This window comes from Mesorhizobium yinganensis, from assembly GCF_040081985.1.
GTDB classification, from domain to species: Bacteria; Pseudomonadota; Alphaproteobacteria; order Rhizobiales; family Rhizobiaceae; genus Kumtagia; species Kumtagia yinganensis.
Genome location: NZ_JBEBMH010000001.1, coordinates 340,828 through 360,996 on the forward strand (window position 1 = coordinate 340,828; position 20,169 = coordinate 360,996).

General features: G+C 64.6%; 19 protein-coding genes. 4 read left to right on the forward strand and 15 right to left on the reverse strand.

From position 1 onward, the window contains the following. Positions 1 to 73: 73 nt before the first annotated feature. The 8 genes from ABMA59_RS01665 to ABMA59_RS01700 all read right to left on the reverse strand — a co-directional run bounded on the left by ABMA59_RS01665 (position 74) and on the right by ABMA59_RS01700 (position 8,943). The gene (locus ABMA59_RS01665; protein ID WP_349003550.1) at positions 74 to 1,354 is read right to left on the reverse strand and encodes a TRAP transporter large permease; all 1,281 of its coding nucleotides are present in this window, start codon (positions 1,352 to 1,354) and stop codon (positions 74 to 76) included. Next, positions 1,351 to 1,851: a TRAP transporter small permease gene (locus ABMA59_RS01670; protein ID WP_349003551.1), complete on the reverse strand. Its 501-nt coding sequence runs from the start codon at positions 1,849 to 1,851 to the stop codon at positions 1,351 to 1,353. The genes ABMA59_RS01665 and ABMA59_RS01670 overlap by 4 nt, the downstream gene beginning before the upstream one ends. A 5-nt stretch (positions 1,852 to 1,856) precedes the next feature. Beyond that, entirely contained in the window at positions 1,857 to 2,861 is a 1,005-nt protein-coding gene (locus ABMA59_RS01675; RefSeq protein WP_349003552.1) for a TRAP transporter substrate-binding protein, read from the reverse strand. A 164-nt stretch (positions 2,862 to 3,025) separates the two neighbouring features. After that, on the reverse strand, positions 3,026 to 4,036 hold the full coding sequence (locus ABMA59_RS01680) for a TRAP transporter substrate-binding protein (RefSeq protein WP_349003553.1): 1,011 nt from the start codon (positions 4,034 to 4,036) through the stop codon (positions 3,026 to 3,028). A gap of 192 nt (positions 4,037 to 4,228) precedes the next feature. After that, a complete protein-coding gene (locus ABMA59_RS01685) occupies positions 4,229 to 4,912 on the reverse strand; it encodes a GAF domain-containing protein (protein WP_349003554.1) in 684 nt (227 codons plus the stop codon). Further along, entirely contained in the window at positions 4,831 to 6,147 is a 1,317-nt protein-coding gene (locus tag ABMA59_RS01690) for an amidase (RefSeq protein WP_349003555.1), read from the reverse strand. Before ABMA59_RS01690 ends, ABMA59_RS01685 begins: the two co-directional genes overlap by 82 nt. Before the next feature lie 26 nt (positions 6,148 to 6,173). Further along, entirely contained in the window at positions 6,174 to 7,562 is a 1,389-nt protein-coding gene (locus ABMA59_RS01695; RefSeq protein ID WP_349003556.1) for a phenylacetate--CoA ligase family protein, read from the reverse strand. Between the two features lie 22 nt (positions 7,563 to 7,584). After that, complete coding sequence (locus tag ABMA59_RS01700; RefSeq protein ID WP_349003558.1) at positions 7,585 to 8,943, reverse strand: MmgE/PrpD family protein; 1,359 nt, start codon at positions 8,941 to 8,943, stop codon at positions 7,585 to 7,587. Between the two features lie 109 nt (positions 8,944 to 9,052). On the opposite strand from ABMA59_RS01700, the gene ABMA59_RS01705 reads away from it, so the two are divergent. Together ABMA59_RS01705 and ABMA59_RS01710 are read left to right on the forward strand one after the other, a co-directional pair. Further along, complete coding sequence (locus ABMA59_RS01705) at positions 9,053 to 10,327, forward strand: acetyl-CoA hydrolase/transferase family protein (protein WP_349003559.1); 1,275 nt, start codon at positions 9,053 to 9,055, stop codon at positions 10,325 to 10,327. After that, the gene (locus ABMA59_RS01710) at positions 10,324 to 11,088 is read left to right on the forward strand and encodes a GntR family transcriptional regulator (RefSeq protein WP_349003560.1); all 765 of its coding nucleotides are present in this window, start codon (positions 10,324 to 10,326) and stop codon (positions 11,086 to 11,088) included. The genes ABMA59_RS01705 and ABMA59_RS01710 overlap by 4 nt, the downstream gene beginning before the upstream one ends. Positions 11,089 to 11,090: 2 nt before the next feature. Here ABMA59_RS01710 and ABMA59_RS01715 read toward each other — a convergent pair whose 3' ends face one another. Genes ABMA59_RS01715 through ABMA59_RS01745 form a run of 7 tightly spaced genes read right to left on the reverse strand, consistent with a single transcriptional unit; the run spans position 11,091 to position 18,316 of the window. Continuing rightward, positions 11,091 to 12,215, reverse strand: a complete 1,125-nt coding sequence (locus ABMA59_RS01715; protein WP_349003561.1) for a CaiB/BaiF CoA transferase family protein — start codon at positions 12,213 to 12,215, stop codon at positions 11,091 to 11,093. A gap of 24 nt (positions 12,216 to 12,239) precedes the next feature. Next, positions 12,240 to 13,475 (reverse strand): CaiB/BaiF CoA transferase family protein, encoded by a 1,236-nt coding sequence (locus ABMA59_RS01720; RefSeq protein WP_349003562.1) that lies wholly within the window; start codon positions 13,473 to 13,475, stop codon positions 12,240 to 12,242. After that, positions 13,475 to 14,644, reverse strand: a complete 1,170-nt coding sequence (locus tag ABMA59_RS01725; protein WP_349003563.1) for an acyl-CoA dehydrogenase family protein — start codon at positions 14,642 to 14,644, stop codon at positions 13,475 to 13,477. Before ABMA59_RS01725 ends, ABMA59_RS01720 begins: the two co-directional genes overlap by 1 nt. Before the next feature lie 14 nt (positions 14,645 to 14,658). Continuing rightward, positions 14,659 to 15,177, reverse strand: a complete 519-nt coding sequence (locus ABMA59_RS01730; protein WP_349003564.1) for a MaoC family dehydratase — start codon at positions 15,175 to 15,177, stop codon at positions 14,659 to 14,661. 18 nt (positions 15,178 to 15,195) lie between these two features. Then, positions 15,196 to 16,038 (reverse strand): HpcH/HpaI aldolase/citrate lyase family protein, encoded by an 843-nt coding sequence (locus ABMA59_RS01735; RefSeq protein ID WP_349003565.1) that lies wholly within the window; start codon positions 16,036 to 16,038, stop codon positions 15,196 to 15,198. Next, positions 16,035 to 17,435, reverse strand: a complete 1,401-nt coding sequence (locus ABMA59_RS01740; protein WP_349003566.1) for an MmgE/PrpD family protein — start codon at positions 17,433 to 17,435, stop codon at positions 16,035 to 16,037. Before ABMA59_RS01740 ends, ABMA59_RS01735 begins: the two co-directional genes overlap by 4 nt. Continuing rightward, positions 17,435 to 18,316, reverse strand: coding sequence for a polysaccharide deacetylase family protein (locus tag ABMA59_RS01745; protein WP_349003567.1), 882 nt, complete (start codon positions 18,314 to 18,316; stop codon positions 17,435 to 17,437). The genes ABMA59_RS01740 and ABMA59_RS01745 overlap by 1 nt, the downstream gene beginning before the upstream one ends. A 221-nt stretch (positions 18,317 to 18,537) precedes the next feature. Between ABMA59_RS01745 and ABMA59_RS01750 the strand changes: the two genes are divergently transcribed. Continuing rightward, positions 18,538 to 19,284, forward strand: coding sequence for an enoyl-CoA hydratase-related protein (locus ABMA59_RS01750; RefSeq protein ID WP_349003568.1), 747 nt, complete (start codon positions 18,538 to 18,540; stop codon positions 19,282 to 19,284). A gap of 115 nt (positions 19,285 to 19,399) precedes the next feature. After that, positions 19,400 to 20,161 carry an SDR family NAD(P)-dependent oxidoreductase gene (locus ABMA59_RS01755; RefSeq protein WP_349003569.1) on the forward strand — a complete coding sequence of 254 codons (762 nt, stop codon included), beginning with the start codon at positions 19,400 to 19,402 and terminating at the stop codon, positions 20,159 to 20,161. Positions 20,162 to 20,169 lie beyond the last annotated feature (8 nt).

A 20,169-nucleotide genomic window follows, 5' to 3' on the forward strand; every position in this document is an offset into this window, starting at 1 on the left:
TGGCTTGCCGATACGAAGCCCGCAGACAGACCCATACCGCCGACGAACCCCGTCCTTGCGACCCTTGCCTTCTTCAATAGCCCGCCAGCTTTGGCAGGAAGAGGAAGATGCTCGGGAAGAAGAGAGCGCCCAGCGTCACGCCGAATTGGATGAGGATATACGGCCATACCTCTTTGACGATCTGGGAGATCTTCAATCCCGATATGCCCACCATGACGAAGAGCAGCACGCCGACGGGCGGCGTCAGCATGCCGACGATCAGGGTCAGGATGAAGACGAGCGCGAAGTGGAGCGGCTCGATGCCATAGGCGAGGGCCATCGGCGCGAAGATCGGCACGAGCATCACATAGGCCGCCGTCGATTCCATGAACATTCCGATCACCACCAGCATCAGGAAGATGAGGATCAGGAACATGGTCGGATCGCTGGTCATGCTCTCGATCGTGGTGCGCAGCAGCAGCGGCAGGTGATCGATTGAGAATATGAAGGTGACCGTGGAGGCGAATGCGATGATCACGGTGACGACGCCCGTCGCCAGTCCCGCATGGAGCAGGCAGACCGGGATGTCCGAGAGCTTCAGCTGCCGCGTGTAGAAGAGGCCGAGCAGCAGCGAGAACACTGCGGCGATCGCGCCACCCTCCGTCGCCGTGAACACGCCGCCCATGATCCCGCCGATGACGATGACCGGAAGCATCAGCACCGGCAGGGAACGGAAGCCGACACGCGCGAACTCGCCGAAGCTGAACGGATTTCCCAGCAGCGGAAAGCCGCGCCAGCGGGCGGCGAAGTAGACATAGAAGATCATCAGCCCGGCAATGAGCACGGCGGGCAACACGCCGGCGATGAACAGCGCCGGCAACGACAGCTCGGGGCCGACGATGGTGGCGTAGACGATCATCGCCGTCGACGGCGGCAGGATCGGACCGAGATTACCGGTCGCCGCGATCAGTGCCGCGCCGAAGGGACGGCCGTAACTGTTGCCGAGCGGCTTCATCAGCGCGCCGCCCAATGCCGCCGCATCGGCGACCGCGGTCCCCGAAACCGAGGCGAGGCCGAGGCCCGACAGGATGGTCACGTGGCCGAGACTGCCGCGCACACGGCCGATCAGGGTGTTGGCGAATTCGATGGCAACCGCGACGATGCCGCCGCGGACCATGAGCTCTCCGGCGAGCATGAAGAAGGGGATGGCCAACAGCGGAAAGGAATTCACCGCGAACATCATCTTCGAGGCCAGCATCTCGACCGGAAGGCCGCTCATCCAGAGGCCGACGAGACCGGCCAGCCCGAAGGCAAAGGCTATCGAGAGGCCGAGGATGCAGGTAACGAAGAATACGATTGCGACAACGGAACTCATGATACCGCCTGCTCCGTCAGCCCGTTGTCCGTACGTTCGACCGGCTTGCCGGCGATTAGGCGTGCGACGAGATGGACCGCCGACCATGCCGAACCCGCGGCGAGCGGGTAGTAGTACCAGGCCGCGCTGATCGGCAGGGTGTTCAGCATCTCGAACGATCGCGCCTTGATGCTGACAACAGACCCCCAGCACACCACGCACATCAGGACGAACACCGCGGCCACGCCGATCCGGTAGAGCCATGGCCGGTAAGCTTCCGGCAGGGCGTCGGGCACGGTCGTGACGGCGACGTGGAGGCCGCGCGAGATGCCGAGCGGCATTGTCAGGAAGGTCATCCAGATGAACGCCATGCGACTGAGCTCGTTCGCGAAGAGAAGCGATTTGCCGAAGCCGTATCGACCGACGACGTCGGCGGCGATGACGACCACGAGGATGGCGATCAGCAGCGTGACCGCAACCATCAGGGCGCGGTCGACGGCATCGAGAACACGCGTCATCGCAGTTACTTCACAGCCTCGACCGCGGCGATGAAGTCGTTGACGAGCTTGTCGCCGAGACGTCCCTTGACTTCGTCGACAACCGGCAGGGTAGCCGTCCGGAAGGCCTCGCGCTGTTCTGGAGTCAGCTTGGTGAACTCGACGCCGTGCGACAGGACCGTCTCGAGGTTCGTCGCCTCGTCGGCCGCCGCGTATTTGCGCTGCTCGAGCGTGGCCAGACGGCCGGCCTCGATCACCGCGGCGCGGTCCTCGGGCGTCATCGCGTCGAGCGCGCTCTTGCTGGCCGCGAAGACGATGACGTCGAAGAAATGACCGCTATCGGTCAGGTATTTCTGTTTGGCGTCGTAGAGGCGGAAGCTGTTGATGACGGCGTAGGGATTCTCCTGACCGTCGACGACGCCCTGGCTCAGCGCCGCGAACATCTCGCTCGCGTCGATCGAGGTCGGGCTGGCGCCGAGCAGATTGAACGTCGCGATATGAACCGGGTTGTTCTGCAGCCGGATCTTCAGGCCCTTCAGGTCATCCGGCTTCGAGATCGGCCGCACCGAATTGGTGATGTTGCGAAAGCCGAGTTCCATGAAGCCGAGGACGACGAGGCCCTTGGCCTCGAACAAGGGCTTCAGGCTCTCGCCGAACGGGCCGTCGAAGACCTTGAACGCCATTTCACGGTTCTGGAAGGTGAAAGGCATGTTCGTGACGCCGATTTCCGGCACCTGGGAATTGTAGAAAGCCGAGGAGACGAAGACGCCGAAATTGATTGCGGACTGCGCCTGGTTGATCATCTCGGGCGCCTGTCCGAGCTCGCTGTTGGCGAAAACCGACGCCGTATAGCGGCCCTGCGTCAGTTCCTCGACCTTCGGCATGAAGATGTCGCGCATGGCGCGGGTCGAGGAATGATTGTCGCCGAAGCCCGAGCCGAGCCGCAGCTCCTCGGCATGGACGGTGATGCTCGCCGCCGCCAGGGTGATAGCGCATGCAATGGCCTTGAAGCCATGCTGAAAGATGGACATGTCTTGACTTCCCCATTCTTCGGGCAGCCGTTCCCGCAGCTGCCGCGAACCATTGAATACGCATGCACTTTGTAAGGCCTGCGCCGTCTTGTCAAGCTTCGAACTGTGGAGAATCCGGGAATCCGAGAGCTGCGGGGCGTGCGGCGCGCGCGCCGCATCCGATTTCACTCGTTCGCCGCAACCTCAGCCAGGAAGCTGTCGACCAGTTCCTTTCCGAGCGTTCCCCGGACCTGATCGTAGACGGGCGCCGTCGCCGCCCGGAACGCCTCGCGCTGCTCCGGAGTAAGGACGGTGATCTCGACGCCCTTCTCGGCCACCACCTTCCGGTTAGCCGCTTCGTCTTCCGCTGCAATCCGGCGTTGCTCGATCGTGGCAAGGCGGCCCGCTTCAATGACCGCGGCGCGATCCTCGGGGGTCATCCGGTCGAGCACGGCCTTGGAGCCGGCGAAGACGATGATGTCGAAGAAATGCCCGGTCTCCGACACGTATTTCTGCTTGGCGTCGTAGAGGCGCAGGTTATTGATGACGGAGTAGGGGTTTTCCTGGCCGTCGACCACGCCCTGGCTCAGGCCTGAAAAAATCTCCGTGCCGTCAAGCGCGACCGGGCTCGCTCCCAGCAGTTCGAACGTGGCGATATGAACCGGATTGCTCTGCAGCCGGATTTTCAGGCCTGCCACACCCTTGGGCTCGACGATCGGATGTTTCGAGTTGGTGATATGGCGGAAGCCGAGTTCCATGAAGCCGAGGATGACGAGGCCCTTTTCCTCGAATTGCGGCTTCAACTGTTCGCCGAACTTGCCGTCGATGACCTTGAAGGCGGTCTCCCGGTCCGAGAACACAAAGGGCAGGTTCGTCACGCCGAGCGCCGGGACCTGGGAATTGTAGAAAGCGGTGGAGACGTAGACGCCGAAGTTTATCCCGCTCTGCGCCTGGTTGACCATTTCCGAGGTCTGGCCGAGCTCGCTGTTGGCGAACACGGAGGCCGTATGCCGGCCCTGCGTCAATTCCTCGACCTTCGGTGCGAAGACTTCCTTCAGGGCGCGGGTGCTGGAATGTGTGTCGCCGAAATTGGAGCCGAGGCGCAGGTCTTCGGCGTTCGACAGTCCCGTCAATGCGGTGAGGGTGGTCGCGCATATCGCGATCAGCGCCGTCCGACGCAGGTGCATCATGTTCATCTCGTTTTCCCATTTGTCGCATGTTGTTCTTGCATGCGTATTCAATATTGATGCGACAAGGATTTGAGGTCAACAATAAAACAAATGAATAATAATGAATAATTTCGCTGATGGAACTTTATGAAAAAAGAGAATATATCCAGCAGGAATATTCCTGACGGTTTCCTAGTCTATTTTCTTGAAGCCAAGCCGTTATTTGTTTCGGATCGCCTCCATGTACTCGCTGCGCAACCATTCGGGGCCGCCATGCGCCATCCATGCGGCTGTGATGGTCGGCGCGATGGCCCGAAGGATCTCGAGATCGGCCTGACGCATCGTCCACCTCGCCTGTGCCGCCATGATGAAGAGACCGATCGTGTCTCCTTGCCAGATCAGGGGCGCGTAGATCGCCGAGCCCATGCGGGAAGTTTTGAGATACTGCCTGAAATCCGGGGCGGCCTCGGTGTCGGCGAGCAGCAGCGGCATGCCGCTGGCGATGACCTGGCCGGGATTGCCGCCGTCGATCGGGATCAGGAGGCGGCGTTGTTCGGGAGGAAATCCGATATTGCCGATCAGCATCTGATGCTGGCGGCCGGGTGTCACGAAGAAGCAGCCCGCGACGAAGAACTGGGTTTGCCCCGGGCGCAGCGCATCGGGCAATTCGTGCGCATGCCGGTCGCCAAGGCCGGCGAAGACCACGGAGGCAGCCCTGTTGACAACGGTCTCGGGGCCGTCTGCCGCGCAAATGCGGGCGCCGGCTTCGCAGACGAGCGTGATCGCCGAACCTGCAGCGGAAGGATCGTGACCGGGTTGGCTCATTTCAACCTGTCCATCTCGCGGGCGATCGCGATCAGCTGCATGTCCGACCAAGGCCTGCCGATCAGCTGGATCGAGCACGGCGCACCGCCGTCCGCCGCTTCGCGTGGAAACGCGACGGCCGGGCACCCGGCAATGTTCGCGACGGCGGTCAGATCCGCCTGATTGACCGGTGCCGGTGCGCCGTGCGGAAAGGCGCGCTGCGGCGCGGTCGGAAGGAGCAGGACGTCGACCTGCAGAACGGCGCGCAGGGTCGCGGCGCGCAGGTCGCGGAGCCGGTGGTAGGCAGCGGCGAGACGCTCGCCGGGCGCGCGGCGGCCGTATTCGATCATGGCCCTGAACGGGGACGAGAAGGCGTCGCCGCCGGCGTCTATCTCCCTGCCGTGGACGAAACCGCCCTCCGCTTCCGAGACCAGCAGCCCGGCGCGGCGCGCCTCGGTCGGACGCCAGCCCGCTACGTCGACCGGCCTGACGGTCGCGCCGGCGTTGCTCGCCGCATCCAGCATGGAGAGGTAGGCCACCTTGACTTCCGGTTCGCACGCGACCTCGTCGACAGCGGACGACACGCCGAGAGTGACACCTGTCAAATCGATCGCCGGCAAGCCCGGGTCGATCCGATCCGGGGCGCAGAAGCCGTCCGGGTCCATCGGATCACGCCCCGCCATCGCCGAGAATGCCTGTGCGAGGTCGTCCGCGTTGCCAGCCAGCGGGCCGATCGAATCGAGGGTCCATGACAGCAGGGAGAGGCCGCCCGTCGGCACAAGCCCACGCGTTGGCTTCAATCCCCAGGCGCCGCAATAGGCGGCCGGAATGCGGACCGAGCCCATCGTGTCCGTGCCGAGCGTTATCGGCACCAGCCCGCCTGCGATGGCTGCGCCCGACCCGCCGCTCGATCCGCCTGGCGTGTGCCCGGGAACCCGCGGGTTCTCGCAGCGGCCCCAGAACGGATTGTCGGTCGTCGCGCCAAGCGCGCCCTCGTGCATATTGAGCTTGCCGACGATGACGGCGCCTGCCTGGCGCAACCGCCGCACGACGACCGCATCCGTCGATGCCGGCTCTGTCCTGAAGCTGGCACCGTTGGTGGTCACCAGACCCGCGACGTCGATATTGTCCTTGATCGCGACCGGCACGCCGTCCAGCGGTCCGAGCAAGCTGCCGGCTCTGCGTCGCTCGTCGCTCGCATCCGCCGCGAGCCGCGCCGCATCCGCGGCGATCGAGGTGAAGACATGCCAATCGCCATTGGTCGCTGAGATCGCGGCAAGCGTCTCTTCCAGAAGCGCGCGCGCCGTCGCCTCGCCTGCGCCCAGCCGATCCATCGCCGATCGCCCTGGTGCCGCAACGGTCATGCCTCGGCCTTGCGATTGTCGATCAGCCGGATGGGCTTCTGCCGGCTCTCGATCTGGGTCAGCGAGGCGAGGGCGCCCGGTGCCTCCAATTGCACGCCGATCTCGACGCCGAGACGGGCGCGCAGCAAGGTCTCGTAGGCGGCGACGTCGCCATGCCGGTCGCCCCGCGTCTCGACATGGACGGTCATGGCGTCACGTCCATCCGCGCGCTCGACCTTGCAGATATACTCCGACAGCAGTTCCGGATGGTTCTCGGTGAGGATGGCGCCGATGCCCGTGGGATAGATGTTGATGCCGCGCAGCTTCACCATGTTATCACTGCGGCCCAGGAAGCCGACGAGGCGGCGCAGCTTCAGCCCGAGCGGCGACTCGTTGGTGTGGAATGCCGATACGTCATGCGTGTTGAAGCGGATGATCGGGAAGACGTCGTCCTTGTAGAGGCACGTGCAGACCATGTCGCCCGACTGGCCGTCGGCGACCGGCTGCCCGGTCGCGATGTCGAGGATTTCCAGGTATTGCGCGTCCTCCTGGACATACATGCCCGCGACGTCGGGACCTTCGCCGGCGATGGCACCCGTGTCGCCCACGCCATACCAGTCATACACCTTGGCTCCGCCCCAGGCGGCCGACATCGTCTCGTGGCTTTCCGCGCCGAGGTGGCCGGCGATGATGCGGATCGGGATGTCTTTCCCGGGCTCCAGCCCCATCTCGCGGGCGAGCTGCGACAAATGTTTGATGTAGTCGCCGAAGCCTATGATGACGGTCGCACCGAGATCCTTCATCAGGTTCACCTGGTTGGCCGACCGGGTCTCCACGCCCGTTCCGCCGGTGAGCATTTGAGCGCCGATCCAGTGCAGGATCGTCTCGCGCACATAATGGCCGCCATTGACCATGCCGTGGCCGTAGACGGAGTGCACCACGTCGCCGCTGTTGATGCCCTGCAGCGCATAGAACCGCGCCAGCAGCAGGTTCTGGATCTCGCGGCTCTTGGGTCCGAAGAGCAGGGGTTGCGGGCGTCCGGTGGTGCCGCTCGTCGTCTGGAAGATCAGCGGCGGGCGCTGCTCGGGTGCATAGGTGTCAAGGCCGTGGAAGTCGCCGATAGGGGGATGCGCCTCGACCGATTTCATCAGGTCGCCCTTCGAATAGGCCGGCAGCTTCACGATGTCGTCAAGGCCGCGTATGTCGCCGCGCTCGATGCCTGCGGCACCCCAGTGGCGCTGGTAGAAGGGCACCTTCCAGGCGAATTCGAGGGTGGACTTGAAGCGGCGTTCCTGGATCGACCGTAGCTCGTCGCGGCTCAGCCTGGAGAAGGTGGCGAGGAAGTTTTCCGGCCGGCCATACTCCGCGATCATGCGCGGATAGTCCATTGCGTCGAAATAGTTCATGGCGGCCTCGGAAGGTTAAGCGCTACTGGAATGAAGGGCGTCGAGCGATGATGTCGTCGGCGATTGCGGAGAAGGGAGCGCCCTCGGCGAGAGCGGCGGCGCCGTCGATGAGGGCTTGCGCGCGTTCGGGCGTCACGCCCGCGGCTGCGAGCAGCGTGCGCGCCTTGTGGAAGACCTCCGCGTCGCTCATCGGGTTCTCGGAATCACCCCAGGCATCGTCGATGCGACGCTCGACGACGCGGCCGTCCTTCATGGTGACGCGGACCGATGCGCCGAAATGAGCCGGATAGACGTCGGTGAAGGCCGGAGACGCGGCCACCGTCACCTTGCGGCGCAGTTCGGACGGGGCATTGCCGCGCAGCCGGTCCGGCTCGAAATCCTCGAGCTTCGGGCCGCCGCGCAAGAGGGCGAGCGCTACGACATGCTGCAGGCTGAACTTCGCGCCGGCCGTCGTCGTCGGCTCGACGCGGTCGCAGAAGGTGATCGCGTCGGAATAGCTGTCCACATGGATCGACGCTATGTCGTCGGAGTGCACGTCGTCGAGCGCCTCGCGGATCAGCAATGCGGCATCGATGGCGGGGTGCGCGTGCCGGCAGGCCGGCCATGGCTTGAAGCTCGTATCGTAGATCGCGAGACGCGCGTCGGGTCTCGCCGCGATCGCCTGCGGCGTGCCATCCGGGGCCATGGCGGCAAAGAAGCCCTGCGGGCCTTCCAGTATGTACCGCGGACCGGTGACGCCGCGCTGTGCGAGAACAGCGGCTGCGACGCCCCGGCGCGCGGCCTCGGCGACATGGAAGGTCTTGGTCATCACGGGCTCGTTCCGGCACTGCCAGAGGCCTGACGCGACGGTCCCGGCATTGCCGAGCGCGGAAACGGTCGCCGCCTTGTCGAGGCCGAGCGCATGAGCGGCGGCGGCGGCCGCGCCGAAACCGCCGCATGTTGCCGTGTTGTGGAACACCGCGTAGTGCGCCGCGCCGACCGCGCCGGCTATGCGCACCATCGCCTCGTAGCCCGCTACGATCGCGTCCAGCAGGGTCGCGGTCTGGATGTCGCGCGCAAACGCCAGAGCGGCGGGCATGACGACAGGGCCGGGGTGCAGGATCGCGGTACGGTGGATGTCATCCATCTCGAGGACACTGCCGAGACCGCCGAGCGCGAACGCCGTGGCCGCGGGATCGTCCGATGACACCGCGAGCGGCAGCGCCGCCCCGTCGGCATTGCCGGGCGACAGAAGGCCGCCGACCGTGCTCACATGGCCGATCGCCGCGCAGCCGAGCCAGTCCACTAGGTGCAAGGCAGCGCAGGCTCTGTCGGCGTCGGAGCGCGGCCGCGACAGCAACTCGACCAGGGACTCCGTTATGCTCGGGGCCGGTACATTCATCGACTGTGGGCTTGCTCCATCGAGGCATTTGACGCATGCTGCATCAAAATTTGTCCGGACAATTTATCCGTACATTCGGTAATCGCAAGCCCAATTGGACGAATCTGCGTTGCAAAATGGACATAAGGTCAGTGCCGAAAGCGCCGTCCGCCTCGCCTGCCGAGGTTCGCGCATCTACGTAGCCGGCTGCCTCGGCGAACCTTCGGCTGTTCTCGATGTTGCGTCGGCCGACCCGGACCTGTGGCAGGACATGCGCATCACCGGTGTTCACGTTCCGGGCGTCAACGAACGCGATCTCTCGGCGATCGGCCGGCGGACGACAGTCGAGACGATCTTCGCGACAGCCGGCCTGCGGCCGCGGCGATCTTCGGGGCGCGTCGAGTTGATGCCGCTGCACTACTCGACCTACGAAGCATGGGTCCGCTCGGCGGGCACGATCGACATCGCCTACTTCAACGTCACGAAACCGCGTGGCGACGGAACGGTCGGGCTCGGGCCTTCCGCCGATTTCACGCCGTCGGTGCTGGCCGGCGGGGCAGGTGCCGTCGGGATCATCAACACCAACCTGCCGGATGTCCCGGACGGGCCGAGATATCCGCTCGATCGCTTCGAGGCATTCGTCGAATCCGGCGCCGCGATGGTCGGCTACGACGCAGGCGAGCCTGATGCGCCGACCGAAGCCATCGCCGAACTCATCCGCGCGCAGATCGGCGCGGGCGACACGATCCAGCTCGGTCTGGGCAAGCTGCAGACGGCGGTCCTGCGGCGGCTCGAGGGCATGCGTGGGCTAGGCTTCCATGGCGGGATGCTCTCGGGCGCGTTCATCGAGGCGAATCGGTCGGGAGCCTTCGAGCTGGGAGTGACGTCCGGGGTGGCGCTCGGACATGCGGATTTCCTGGCCGAGGTCGCGAGGCAGCCCAATGTAAGGTTCCGGCCGGTGAGCTTTACGCATGCGGCGGGCGTTCTGGCGAACATCCCAAATCTGGTGTCGATCAACTCCGTGCTCGAGATCGACCTGTACGGCCAGGCCAATGCGGAATTCATGGGGGATATCCAGGTGAGCGGCCATGGCGGCATGGTGGATTTCGTGCGTGGCGCACGCGCATCGGCGGGAGGGCGATCGATCCTCGCGCTTCCGTCTGCCGCGCGGGACGGAAGCGTCAGCCGCATCGTGCCTTCGTTGTCATCGACGAACCCGATTTCGGTAGCGCGTTCCGACATCGATCTCGTCGCGACCGAACACGGCATCGTCAATCTCCGCAATATGGGAACCGAGGGCCGCGCCGAAGCGCTCATCTCGATTGCCGCGCCGCAGTTCCGCGACAGGCTTGCAACTGCCTGGCACGGCAGGCACAAGACGAACCAGCATGGAAGGGCTGGATGAGCCAGGGCGACGCAACTTCGAAGTCACCACGATACCAGCAGCTCGGTGATCTCCTGCGGCGCAAGATCGTCGACGGCGTCTATGCGGTCGGGGATTTTTTGCCGACCGAGAACGAGCTCTGCAGCGAATTCAGCGTCAGCCGCTACACGGTTCGCGAGGCGCTGCGCCAACTGATTAATGCCGGCCTGGTCAAGAGGCGGCAGGGCTCTGGAACGCAGGTGGTCGCGTCGCAGGTCCAGGGCAACTACGTTCATTCGATGCGGTCGCTGAGCGAGCTTTTCCAGTATGCGGCCGATACGGTTTTCCGCATATACGCGCATGACACGCATCATCTCGACGCGGAACTGGCGGCATATGTCGGAGAAGAGGGCGACAAACCCTGGCTGCAGGTTTCGGGCGTCCGCCTCGGGCATGAAGGCGAAGCTCCTATTTGCCATTCGACGGTGCTGATCCATCCGGCCTTCGCCAACGTCGCCGACAGTCTCGAACAGCACGAGGGCGCCATCTACAGCCTGATCGAGCAGAGATACGGGGTCGCGGTCGCCGATGTCGTGCAAGAGATCAGCGCCGCTCCCATCACCCGCGTGGCGGCGGCCCGGCTGGCGACGTCATCGCGGATCTGGGCTGTGAGGGTCATCCGCCGTTACCTGTCGGCCGACGGCAAGGTGCTCCTCATCTCGATCAACGATCATCCCGGCGACCGCTTCTCCTACACCATGCATCTTCGCCGCGAGGGCAGCCGGGGCTGGAGCGGAGTATAGTTCTAGCCGCGTGAGCCGATCTTGTCCCGCACCTGCCGGGTATGCTCGCCAAGGGTGGGCAGGCGGGGATCGAGTCTGCCAGGTTCGTCCGCGTATTTTATCGGGATGCCGATGTGCCTGTTGCCCTGTGCGTCCGTCACCAGCATCTCGCGCGCTGCCACCTGAGGCCGATGGAAGGCCTCGTGCAGGTCGAGTACCGGTGCGAAACAGACGTCCTTGTCGGCAAACCACGTTTCCCATTCGTCGCGCGATTTCCGGACGAATTCGGACGCAAGGAAATCCTTGACCGGCTGCTGATGCGAGCCGGGTCCGCGCGTCGCCAAATCGATCAGGTCGGGGCGGCCGAGCGCGTTGAGCAGGTTCTCCGCGAATTTGTGCTCGACGCCGCCAAGCGCGATATGCCTGCCGTCCGAGGTCTCGTAGATCGAGAAGAGCGCGTTGCCGCCGAAGGAACGTTCCTCCTTCACCTTCGGGGCGCGGTCCTCGGCGAAGACGGGGCCCGTCACATTGGGCAGCCAACTCATGGTGGCGTCCTGCATCGAGATGTCGATGTAATCGCCCCGCCCGGTCTTCTCACGCCGCAGCAAGGCCATCAGGACGCCTGAGAGCGCGACAAGCGATCCCGCCATATCCGCCACGGGCATGTGCGGATTGGTAGGCTTCCCGTCGGCCCCGAGGTTCAGGCTCACCACACCGGACAGGGCTTCGATAGCAAGGTCGTGGGCTGGCCGGCGCACCTCCGGACCGCTCTGGCCGAAAGCCGAAATCGAGACATAGACGATCCGGGGATTGACCGCGGATACGGCCTTGTAGCCGACTCCGAGCCGGTCGACGACGCCCGGCCGGAACGCCTCGACGACGACATCGGCGGTTTTCGCCAGTTCGAGGAAGAGCGCCACGTCGTCCGGCTTTTTTAAGTCGAGCACGACGCTCTTCTTGCCGCGATGCGTGTTGCGGAACCAGACGCTTTGCCCGCCGGCGCGGTAGCCGACGTTGCGGACGGGCTCGCCGCCAATGGGCGGTTCGATCTTGATCACTTCCGCGCCATGGTCGGCGAGCGTCTGCGTCAGCATCGGGCCTGGCAAGAAGAGCGACAGGTCGAGAACGCGGAAACCCTCCATCTTCATGCCGTCGGTCCTTCTCCAAACCGTCTAGATGACATTGGCGGCACGCAGCGCCGCAATCTGGCCGGCAGTAAGTCCCGCCTCCCGCAACACCGCGTCGGAATGTTCGCCGAGCGCCGGCGCACGCGACGCCTCGAGGCGGGCACCGTCGACCCGGATCGGATTCGAAAGCACGCGATAGTTGGGGTGTTGGGGATGGTCGAAGCTCTGGATCATGCCTGTTTCGGACAGGTAGGAACTGTCGAGCGCCTTGGGCAGGGTGAAGACCGGCGCGACCGGCACCTTGCCCGCAAGGACCTGCACCCATTCGGCGGTCGAGCGTCCGGCGAAGGCGCTGTCTAGGAGCGCGGCCAGCGCATCCCTGTTGGCGAAGCGTCCCGCAGGCTCGGCGAAGCGGGGATCGTCGACGAGTTCGGGCAGGCCGAGTTCTCGGCAGAGCGAAATCCAGAATTTCGGCAGGATGCACATCACAAAAATGCTGCCGTCCCTGGTCGGGAACGTCTCGCAGGGAACGACCGCCGGATGGCCGGAGCGCGGCCGGCGCTCGACCACGTCGCCGGCATTCAGGTACCATGCTGCAGGGTAGGTCAACTGATGCACCGCAACGTCGAACAGGGTCACGTCGACATCGCGGCCGCGCCCCGTGCGCGCTGCACCAAGGAGGGCGGCCGTCAGTGCCAATGCCATGGTGATGCCGCTCAGATAGTCGACGATCGACAGGCCCATGCGCGTCGCCGGGCCGTCCGGCTCGCCCGTCAGCGACAGGAACCCGGCCTCCGCCTGCATGAGGTAGTCGTAGGCCGGCCAGGACTTCCGGTGGCCGGTCCGGCCATAGCCCGAAAGATGCGCGCAGACGATCGACGGTTTCGTTCCGGCGAGCGCGGTGTGCGTCAATCCCAGCTTCTCGGGCTGGTCGCCGCGCAAATTGTTCATCACCGCATCGGCAGTCAACACCAGGCGAAGGAAGACCTCGCGCCCTTCTGGCTTGCGCATGTCGAGTGTGAGGCTTTTTTTGCCGAGATTGAACGTCTGAAAGAAGTAGCTGTCGTTCTGTCCGAGGAAGTGCGGCCCGGACTGGCGCGACGAATCCCCGCCCGGGTTCGGGCCGTCCGCAGGCGCCTCGATCTTTATGACCTCGGCTCCCATGTCGGAAAGATAGAGGCTGGCGAACGGGCCGGCGCCGTACTGCTCGACCGCGAGGATGCGGATGCCCGCGAGCGGCAGGTCCCGCTTGTCATCCGTCCCCGCGGCCTCCTGCGCCATCACGCCGGGTTTCTTTCGATCAGCTGTTTCGCGATGATGATGCGCTGGATTTCGTTCGTGCCTTCTCCGATGCACATCAGCGGCGCGTCGCGGAAATAGCGTTCGATGTGATACTCCTTCGAATATCCATAGCCGCCGTGGATGCGCATGGCTTCGAGGGCATTTTCGACGGCCGCCTCCGAGGCGAAATACTTCGCCATTCCGGCTTCCATGTCGCAGCGTTCGCCGCGGTCGTAGGCGCGGGCCGCGTCATAGGTCAGCAGGCGTGCGGCCTGAAGCCGGGTCGCCATCTCGCCGAGCTTCAGCTGGATCGCCTGATGTTCGCCGATCGGCTTGCCGAAGGTCTTGCGGATCTGCGCGTATTTCACGCTGTCGGCCAGCGCCGCGCCGGCAAGGCCGCAACCGCGCCCCGCGATGTTGATGCGGCCGAGCTCCAGCCCGCCGAGAGCGGCCTGCATGCCGCGGCCTTCCTCGCCGCCTATGAGATTTTCCGCAGGAATGCGATAGTCGTTGAACACCAGTTCAGCGCTGTCGACGCCCTTGTAACCCATTTTCTCGAGCTTGCGCGATACCGTGAAGCCTTCGCCCTTCTCGGCGATGAACATCGACATGCCCTTGTGACGCGGGGTGGCGTCGGGATTGGTCTTTACGAGAAGGGCGAAGCAAGAGCCGTGGATGCCGTTGGTGATCCAGGTCTTGGTGCCGTTGACCACATAGCTGTCGCCGTCCCGCACCGCGCGCGTCCGGATCGCCTGGAGGTCGGTCCCGGCATCCGGCTCGGTGAGCGCCAGGCCGCCGCGGATCTCGCCCGTCGCGAATTTGGGGAGATACTTCCGCTTCTGTTCCGGCGTGCCGTTGCGGTTTACGCAGGCGGACATGATGAGATGCGAATTGAGAACGCCGGTCAGCGACATCCAGACCGAGGCGATCTTCTCGATGATGCGCACATATGTGGTCGCGGACAGTCCAAGGCCGCCACATTCTTCCGGGATAACCGCGCCGAAAAGGCCGAGCGCCTTCATCTGCTCGACCATCTCTGCCGGGTATTCATCCGCATGCTCGAATTTCAGCACATGCTGCCGGACGTCGCGGTCGAGCCACTTCTCGACCGCGTCGAGGATCGCGGCGTCGTCTTCGGAAAGGTCGGCGGGATTGGCGTTGAGGCTCATCGTGCGGGTCTCCGTCAGTACTTGGCCTTTTCCTCGACGTCGAAGCCGCGCTTCGCCACGAGGATGGTGCGCTCGAACTCGCAGACGAGCTTGCCGTCCTGGTTGAAGCCGCGCGACCGGACGGTGCACAGGCCTGCATTCGGGCGCGACTTGCTCTCGCGCTTCGACAGCACTTCGGATTCGGCCGTCAGCGTATCTCCCGCGAAGAGGGGATAGGTGAGCTTGATGTCGGTCCAACCCAGATTGGCGATCGCCTTCTGGCTGACATCGGTGACGCTCATGCCGACGACGAGCGCCACCGTGAACGGCGAGGCGATGATGCAGCGGCCGAACTCGCTGTGCTTGGCGTATTCCGCATCGAAATGCATAGGGTGGGTGTTCATCGTCAGCAGCGTGAACCAGGTGTTCTCCGTTTCGGTGATGGTGCGGCCGGGGCGATGCTCGTAGATGTCGCCGACGACGAAGTCCTCGAAGTAACGGCCGAAGCTCTCACGATATCGGTTCGGGCCGACCTGCTTGATGGTGGTGACCATGATGTTTCCCAATGTTGATCAGTTGGTGACGTCGCGAAGCGCCAGGATGCGCTCCATGGCGCGGACAACGGGGCGTTCGATGAGCTTGCCGTCGATCACGGCAAGGCCGTTCGGGCTCGCTTCATAGGCGGCGACGACCGCTTCGGCGCGGGCGACCTCTTCCGGCTTCGGTGTGAAGACGGCGGATACGGTCGCGACATTGGAGGGATGGATGACGCCCTTGCCGGTGAAGCCGAGGCATTTCGCGGTCTCGGTCTCGCCCTGGACGACAGCCTGGTCGCGGAAATCGAGCGACGGAACGTCAAAGACGTCGACGCCGGCGAGCCTAGCTGCGTGGACGACCCGGGATCGCGCGTAGAGCAGCGGGTCGTGGGAGATGGCGACGCCCAGTTCGGCCGAGAGGTCGGCCCCGCCGAACATGGCGAACACGATGCGCGGGCTCTCGGCGAGGATCGACGCGACGTTCTCCAGTCCCTCCACGCTTTCGATCAGGATCGCTATGTCGAGCGGCAGCCCTGCCTCGGCGAGAATCTCTGCGACCAGCCGGACCTCATCCTTCGTCGCCACCTTCGGCAGGAAGATCACGCCCTGCCGCGGACGCGCGTCGACGATGGTGAGCAGGTCCCTCAGCCCCTCAGCGGACCGGACGGAATTGATGCGGATCACGCGTTCCGGACCCGGTTCTCCGGTCAGGAACGGCACGGCAAGGGCGCGCGCCTCTGCCTTGGCGTGAGGCGGGACGGCATCCTCGAGATCGAGGCAAACCACGTCGGCCCCGCTTGCCAATGCCTTCGGGTGAACTTCGACGCGATTGCCCGGCGCGAACAGAAGGGTGCGCCGGGCTCTCGCCGGCCTGCTCATGACGCCCTCATCAGATCGACGAGGCGGGTAATGTCCGGGGCGGCATCGAGTGCGTCGACGAGGGTGACGATCTCGTCGACCTGCGCCTCCGGCAGCGGGTGCAGGCCATACCCGCAACAGCGGCGGAACTTGTCGATGTTCTCTTCTCGCGTAAGCGCCGCCTTGGGGTGGCCGTAGACATAGGGCAGCGTTATGGAGTGCTCGCTTCCATCCCGGAGCCACACCGTCACGCTCTGCGGGTCCATGGCGTTGGGGTCGGGATTGTCGTCCAACTGGACATCCACGAGCGATGCGAAGCGATGCGCCTCCGGGTCGTCCAGCATTTCGCGCCCGCGGAAATCCGGGACGTCGACATGGCCGCGCGACAGGAACACGCCGGCCACGAATGGCAGGCAGAGCTTGGCGTAATTCGGCTCCGGGTTCGGGATATCCGGCCGGCCGACGAGGCGATGCACGAGCGGAGGCACGCGACAGACGATCCTGGCGATATCTGCTGGGCTGAAACCGTCCCGCTTCATCAATTGGCCGAGCGCGTCGATCGATCCGTGGGTCAGCCGCCCGCTCGGGTAAGGCTTGTGCGACATCGCGTCGATCTGCCACTCCCTGCCGAGCCGCGCGAGTTCGGGCGCCAGGTCGTAGTCGTCCTTCTCGTACAGGACGAAGTAGCCGTAGCGCCCGGTCAGCAGATCGTGGGGCCCGCGAAAGCCCGCGGCGGCAAGATCGTTGGCGGCGATGGCGGCGCGTGCATTGAACCCGACCTGCATACCGAGCATCGGCGAACCCTCGACATGCGCCTGCATGGTGCCGCTGGTCTGGGAGTATTGCGCGCCCAGCGCGTTCTTCACCCACAGGACGTCGGCGCCGGCGAGTTTGGCGATCGCGGCAGCCGCGCCGAGCCCGCCGGCCGTGGCCGGACGGAAGAAGGTAAGTGGTGCGTTGCTGGCCGAGCCGAGCATGGTCGAGATGTCGACACCGATCGCCAGCGCCGTGATGAAATCGCGCCCCGAGATCAGTTCGCCGGTCCGGGCTTTGCGCCGCTCCGCCCACGCGAAGACCGCCGACAGGATGGTCGCCATGGGATGAAGAACGGCGCGCTCGTGCACGCAGTCGAACTCCAGGCAGTGGATCTGATAGGCGTTAACCAGTGCCGCCGACTGGGCCGCCATGCGTTCCCCCGTCAGCCAGACTGTCGCCTCGTCCGCGCCGGGCGCCAGGTCCGCGGCGACCTCCTTCAGTTCAGCGACACCGGCGCCCGAGGTACCTGCGATGCCGACGCCGAGCGTGTCCAACAGGAAGGCCTTCGTCTTGGTGACAGCGGCGGCCGGGAGGCTTTGGAAGCTCGTGTCGACGATGTGCCGCGCGACGCGCTCGACCGGGTTCGGTTCTGCCGAAGTCATCAGGAAACGCTTTCGGGAGCAGGGACGGCCGCCGCGAAATGGCGGGCGATGTCGAGGCGGGTGGCGCACCATACCTGCGGACGCGCCTTGACGTAGTCGATGAAGCGGGCGAGCACGCCGATGCGCCCGGGACGCCCGATAATGCGCAGGTGAAGACCGAGCGACATCATGCGGGGCGCCTCGGCGCCCTCGTCGTAGAGCTGGTCGAAGGTCGCGGCGGCGTAATCGAGCCACTGGTCCGGCGTATAGGCCGGAGCCGTCCAGAATTTCATGTCGTTCGTATCGAGCGCATAGGGGACGATGACCATCGGTTTCGGTCCGTCCGTCGTCTCGACCATTTCCCAGCGCGGCACGTCGTCGGAGAAATCGTCCATGTGATAGACGAACCCTTCCTCGACCAGCAGCCTGCGGGTCCTGTCGGTATGGAGGTAGCGCGACAGCCAGCCATAGGGCCGCACGCCGGTCGTCGATTCGATGCTGGTGACGGCCTTGCGGATAAACTCGCGCTCGCGCGCCTCGTCATAGGAGAACTGATGTATCCATCGCCAGCCATGGCTGCAGATCTCATGCCCGCCATTGCGGATCATCGCGGCGAGTTCCGGCGCCGCCTCCAGCGCCTGGGCCGCGGCGGTCACGGTGGCCGGGATGCCGCGCTCCTCGAACAGGCGAAAGACGCGCGGCCCGCCTGCACGGACGCCGTATTGGTAGTTGCTTTCGTTCGCATAGTTCCGGATCGGAATCTTCAGCGCGACACCCAACTCGTCGACGGGCTCGGGACCCTTGTCCCCGCGCGCGATCGACATCTCGGAACCTTCCTCGATATTGATCACGAACGACATGGCGAGACGGGCTCCCCCCGGCCAGGAAAACGGTGCAGTCATGATCACTCCCGGTCCGGATGGGCGCGTAACCTGTCCGGAGAGTAGATTTGTCCGGACAAATTCAGCTCATGTGTCCGCCGAGTCAATCCCCATGTCAGGAAAAAATCGACGTCGGCAAACTTGACAGTGCAGGAAGGGCATGCGTGATTTGTCCGGACAAATGTCGTGAGGCGTGACTGATGGGTCTGAACGAGGAACAGTTAGCGGGTGGAGCGCTCCGCTTGTCCCGCGAAGGTTCGACGGCGGTGGTGCAGCTCAATCAGCCAGGCAGGCGAAACGCCATATCGCAGGCCATGTGGCGCGCCTTGCCCGAGCTGGTCGCTAGGATCGAAGGCGATCCGGGCTGTCGCGCGGTGGTGGTGCGCGGCGCCGGCGACGCGTTCAGCGCGGGCGCCGACATCAGCGAATTCAGCACGATCTATGCGGACCGGGAATCCTGCGACGCGTACAATACCCTCATCAAGGTGGGGCTGAAGGCGCTCCGCGACATCGACCGGCCGACGATAGCGCTGATCGACGGCATCTGCGTCGGAGGCGGGTGCGCGACGGCCCTGGCGTGCGACCTCAGATTTGCCGCGACGCACTCGCGCTTCGCGGTAACGCCGGCGAAGCTCGGCCTGTCCTACAGCATCGACGACACGCGTCGCCTGATGGAGAAGGTCGGACCTGCGCGGGCAAAGGACATACTGTTCTCCGGCCGGTTGATCGATGCGCAGGAAGCATATGCGATCGGCCTGGTCGACCGTCTGGTCGCAGTGGACGACATCGAGGCGGCGACCTTCGCGTATGCCGAGCATCTCGCCACCCTCTCCCAGGCCTCGATCCGAACGAGCAAGGCGACCGTTAACGCCATTTTGGACGGAGCGGACTTCGCGCCTGTTGAAGCGAAGATCAGGGCCTGTTTCGAAGGAGACGATTTCCGCGAGGGCTACAATGCGTTCATGGAAAAGAGACCACCCCGCTTCTGAGTGGCCGGCGCGAGAAGTGATTGCATGCGCATTCATTTCATGTAGATTTGCCAGCAGGCGACAGGTGCCGGAACGATCGGCCGAAAGTCGTGCAGGGTGAACTTCGGAGGTACGCATGGGCGTTCATGACGGCAAGGTTGCATTGGTAACGGGCGGCGCAAGCGGCATCGGCAAGGGGATCGTCGAGCGGTTCCTCGCCGATGGCGCCTCCGTCGTTTCTTTCGACCTGAAACCGACCGCGATCGATGCGCCGAAGGACCGGTTCCTGTCCCTTGAGGGAAATGCCTGCGACGAGGCCGCGGTCAACAAGGCGGTTGCCGATACAGTCTCGCGATTTGGCTGCCTCGACGTCATGGTCTGCAATGCAGGCGTGATCGCGATCACCCCGGTGGTCGAGATGGATTTCGCCGAGTGGCGGCGTGTCACCGAGGTGAACATGCACAGCATATTCCTCGGCGCCCGAGCGGCGGCGCGCCAGATGATCAAGCAGGGCAGGGGCGGCGTGATCGTCAACGCCTCCTCGGGCGCCGGTCGCCGCGGCGCTCCGAACCTGTCGCATTACTGCGCCTCGAAAGCCGCCGCGATCGGCTTCACGCAGTCGCTGGCGATCGAACTCGCCAAGCACAGGATCCGCGTGAACTGCTACACGCCCGGCCACATACAGACGCCGTTCTGGAAGGACATTTCCGAAGGCTTTTCGCGGGTCACCGGCAAGTCGCCGGACGACATCGTGAAAGGCTTCATGGACACGGTTCCGTGGGGGCGCTTCGGCACGCCGGCCGACGTTGCGGCGGCTGTATCGTGGATCGCGACGCCGGACGCCGAGTATATCAGCGGTCAGGCCATCGCCATGAACGGAGCCGAACTCCCATTCTAGGGTGAGTA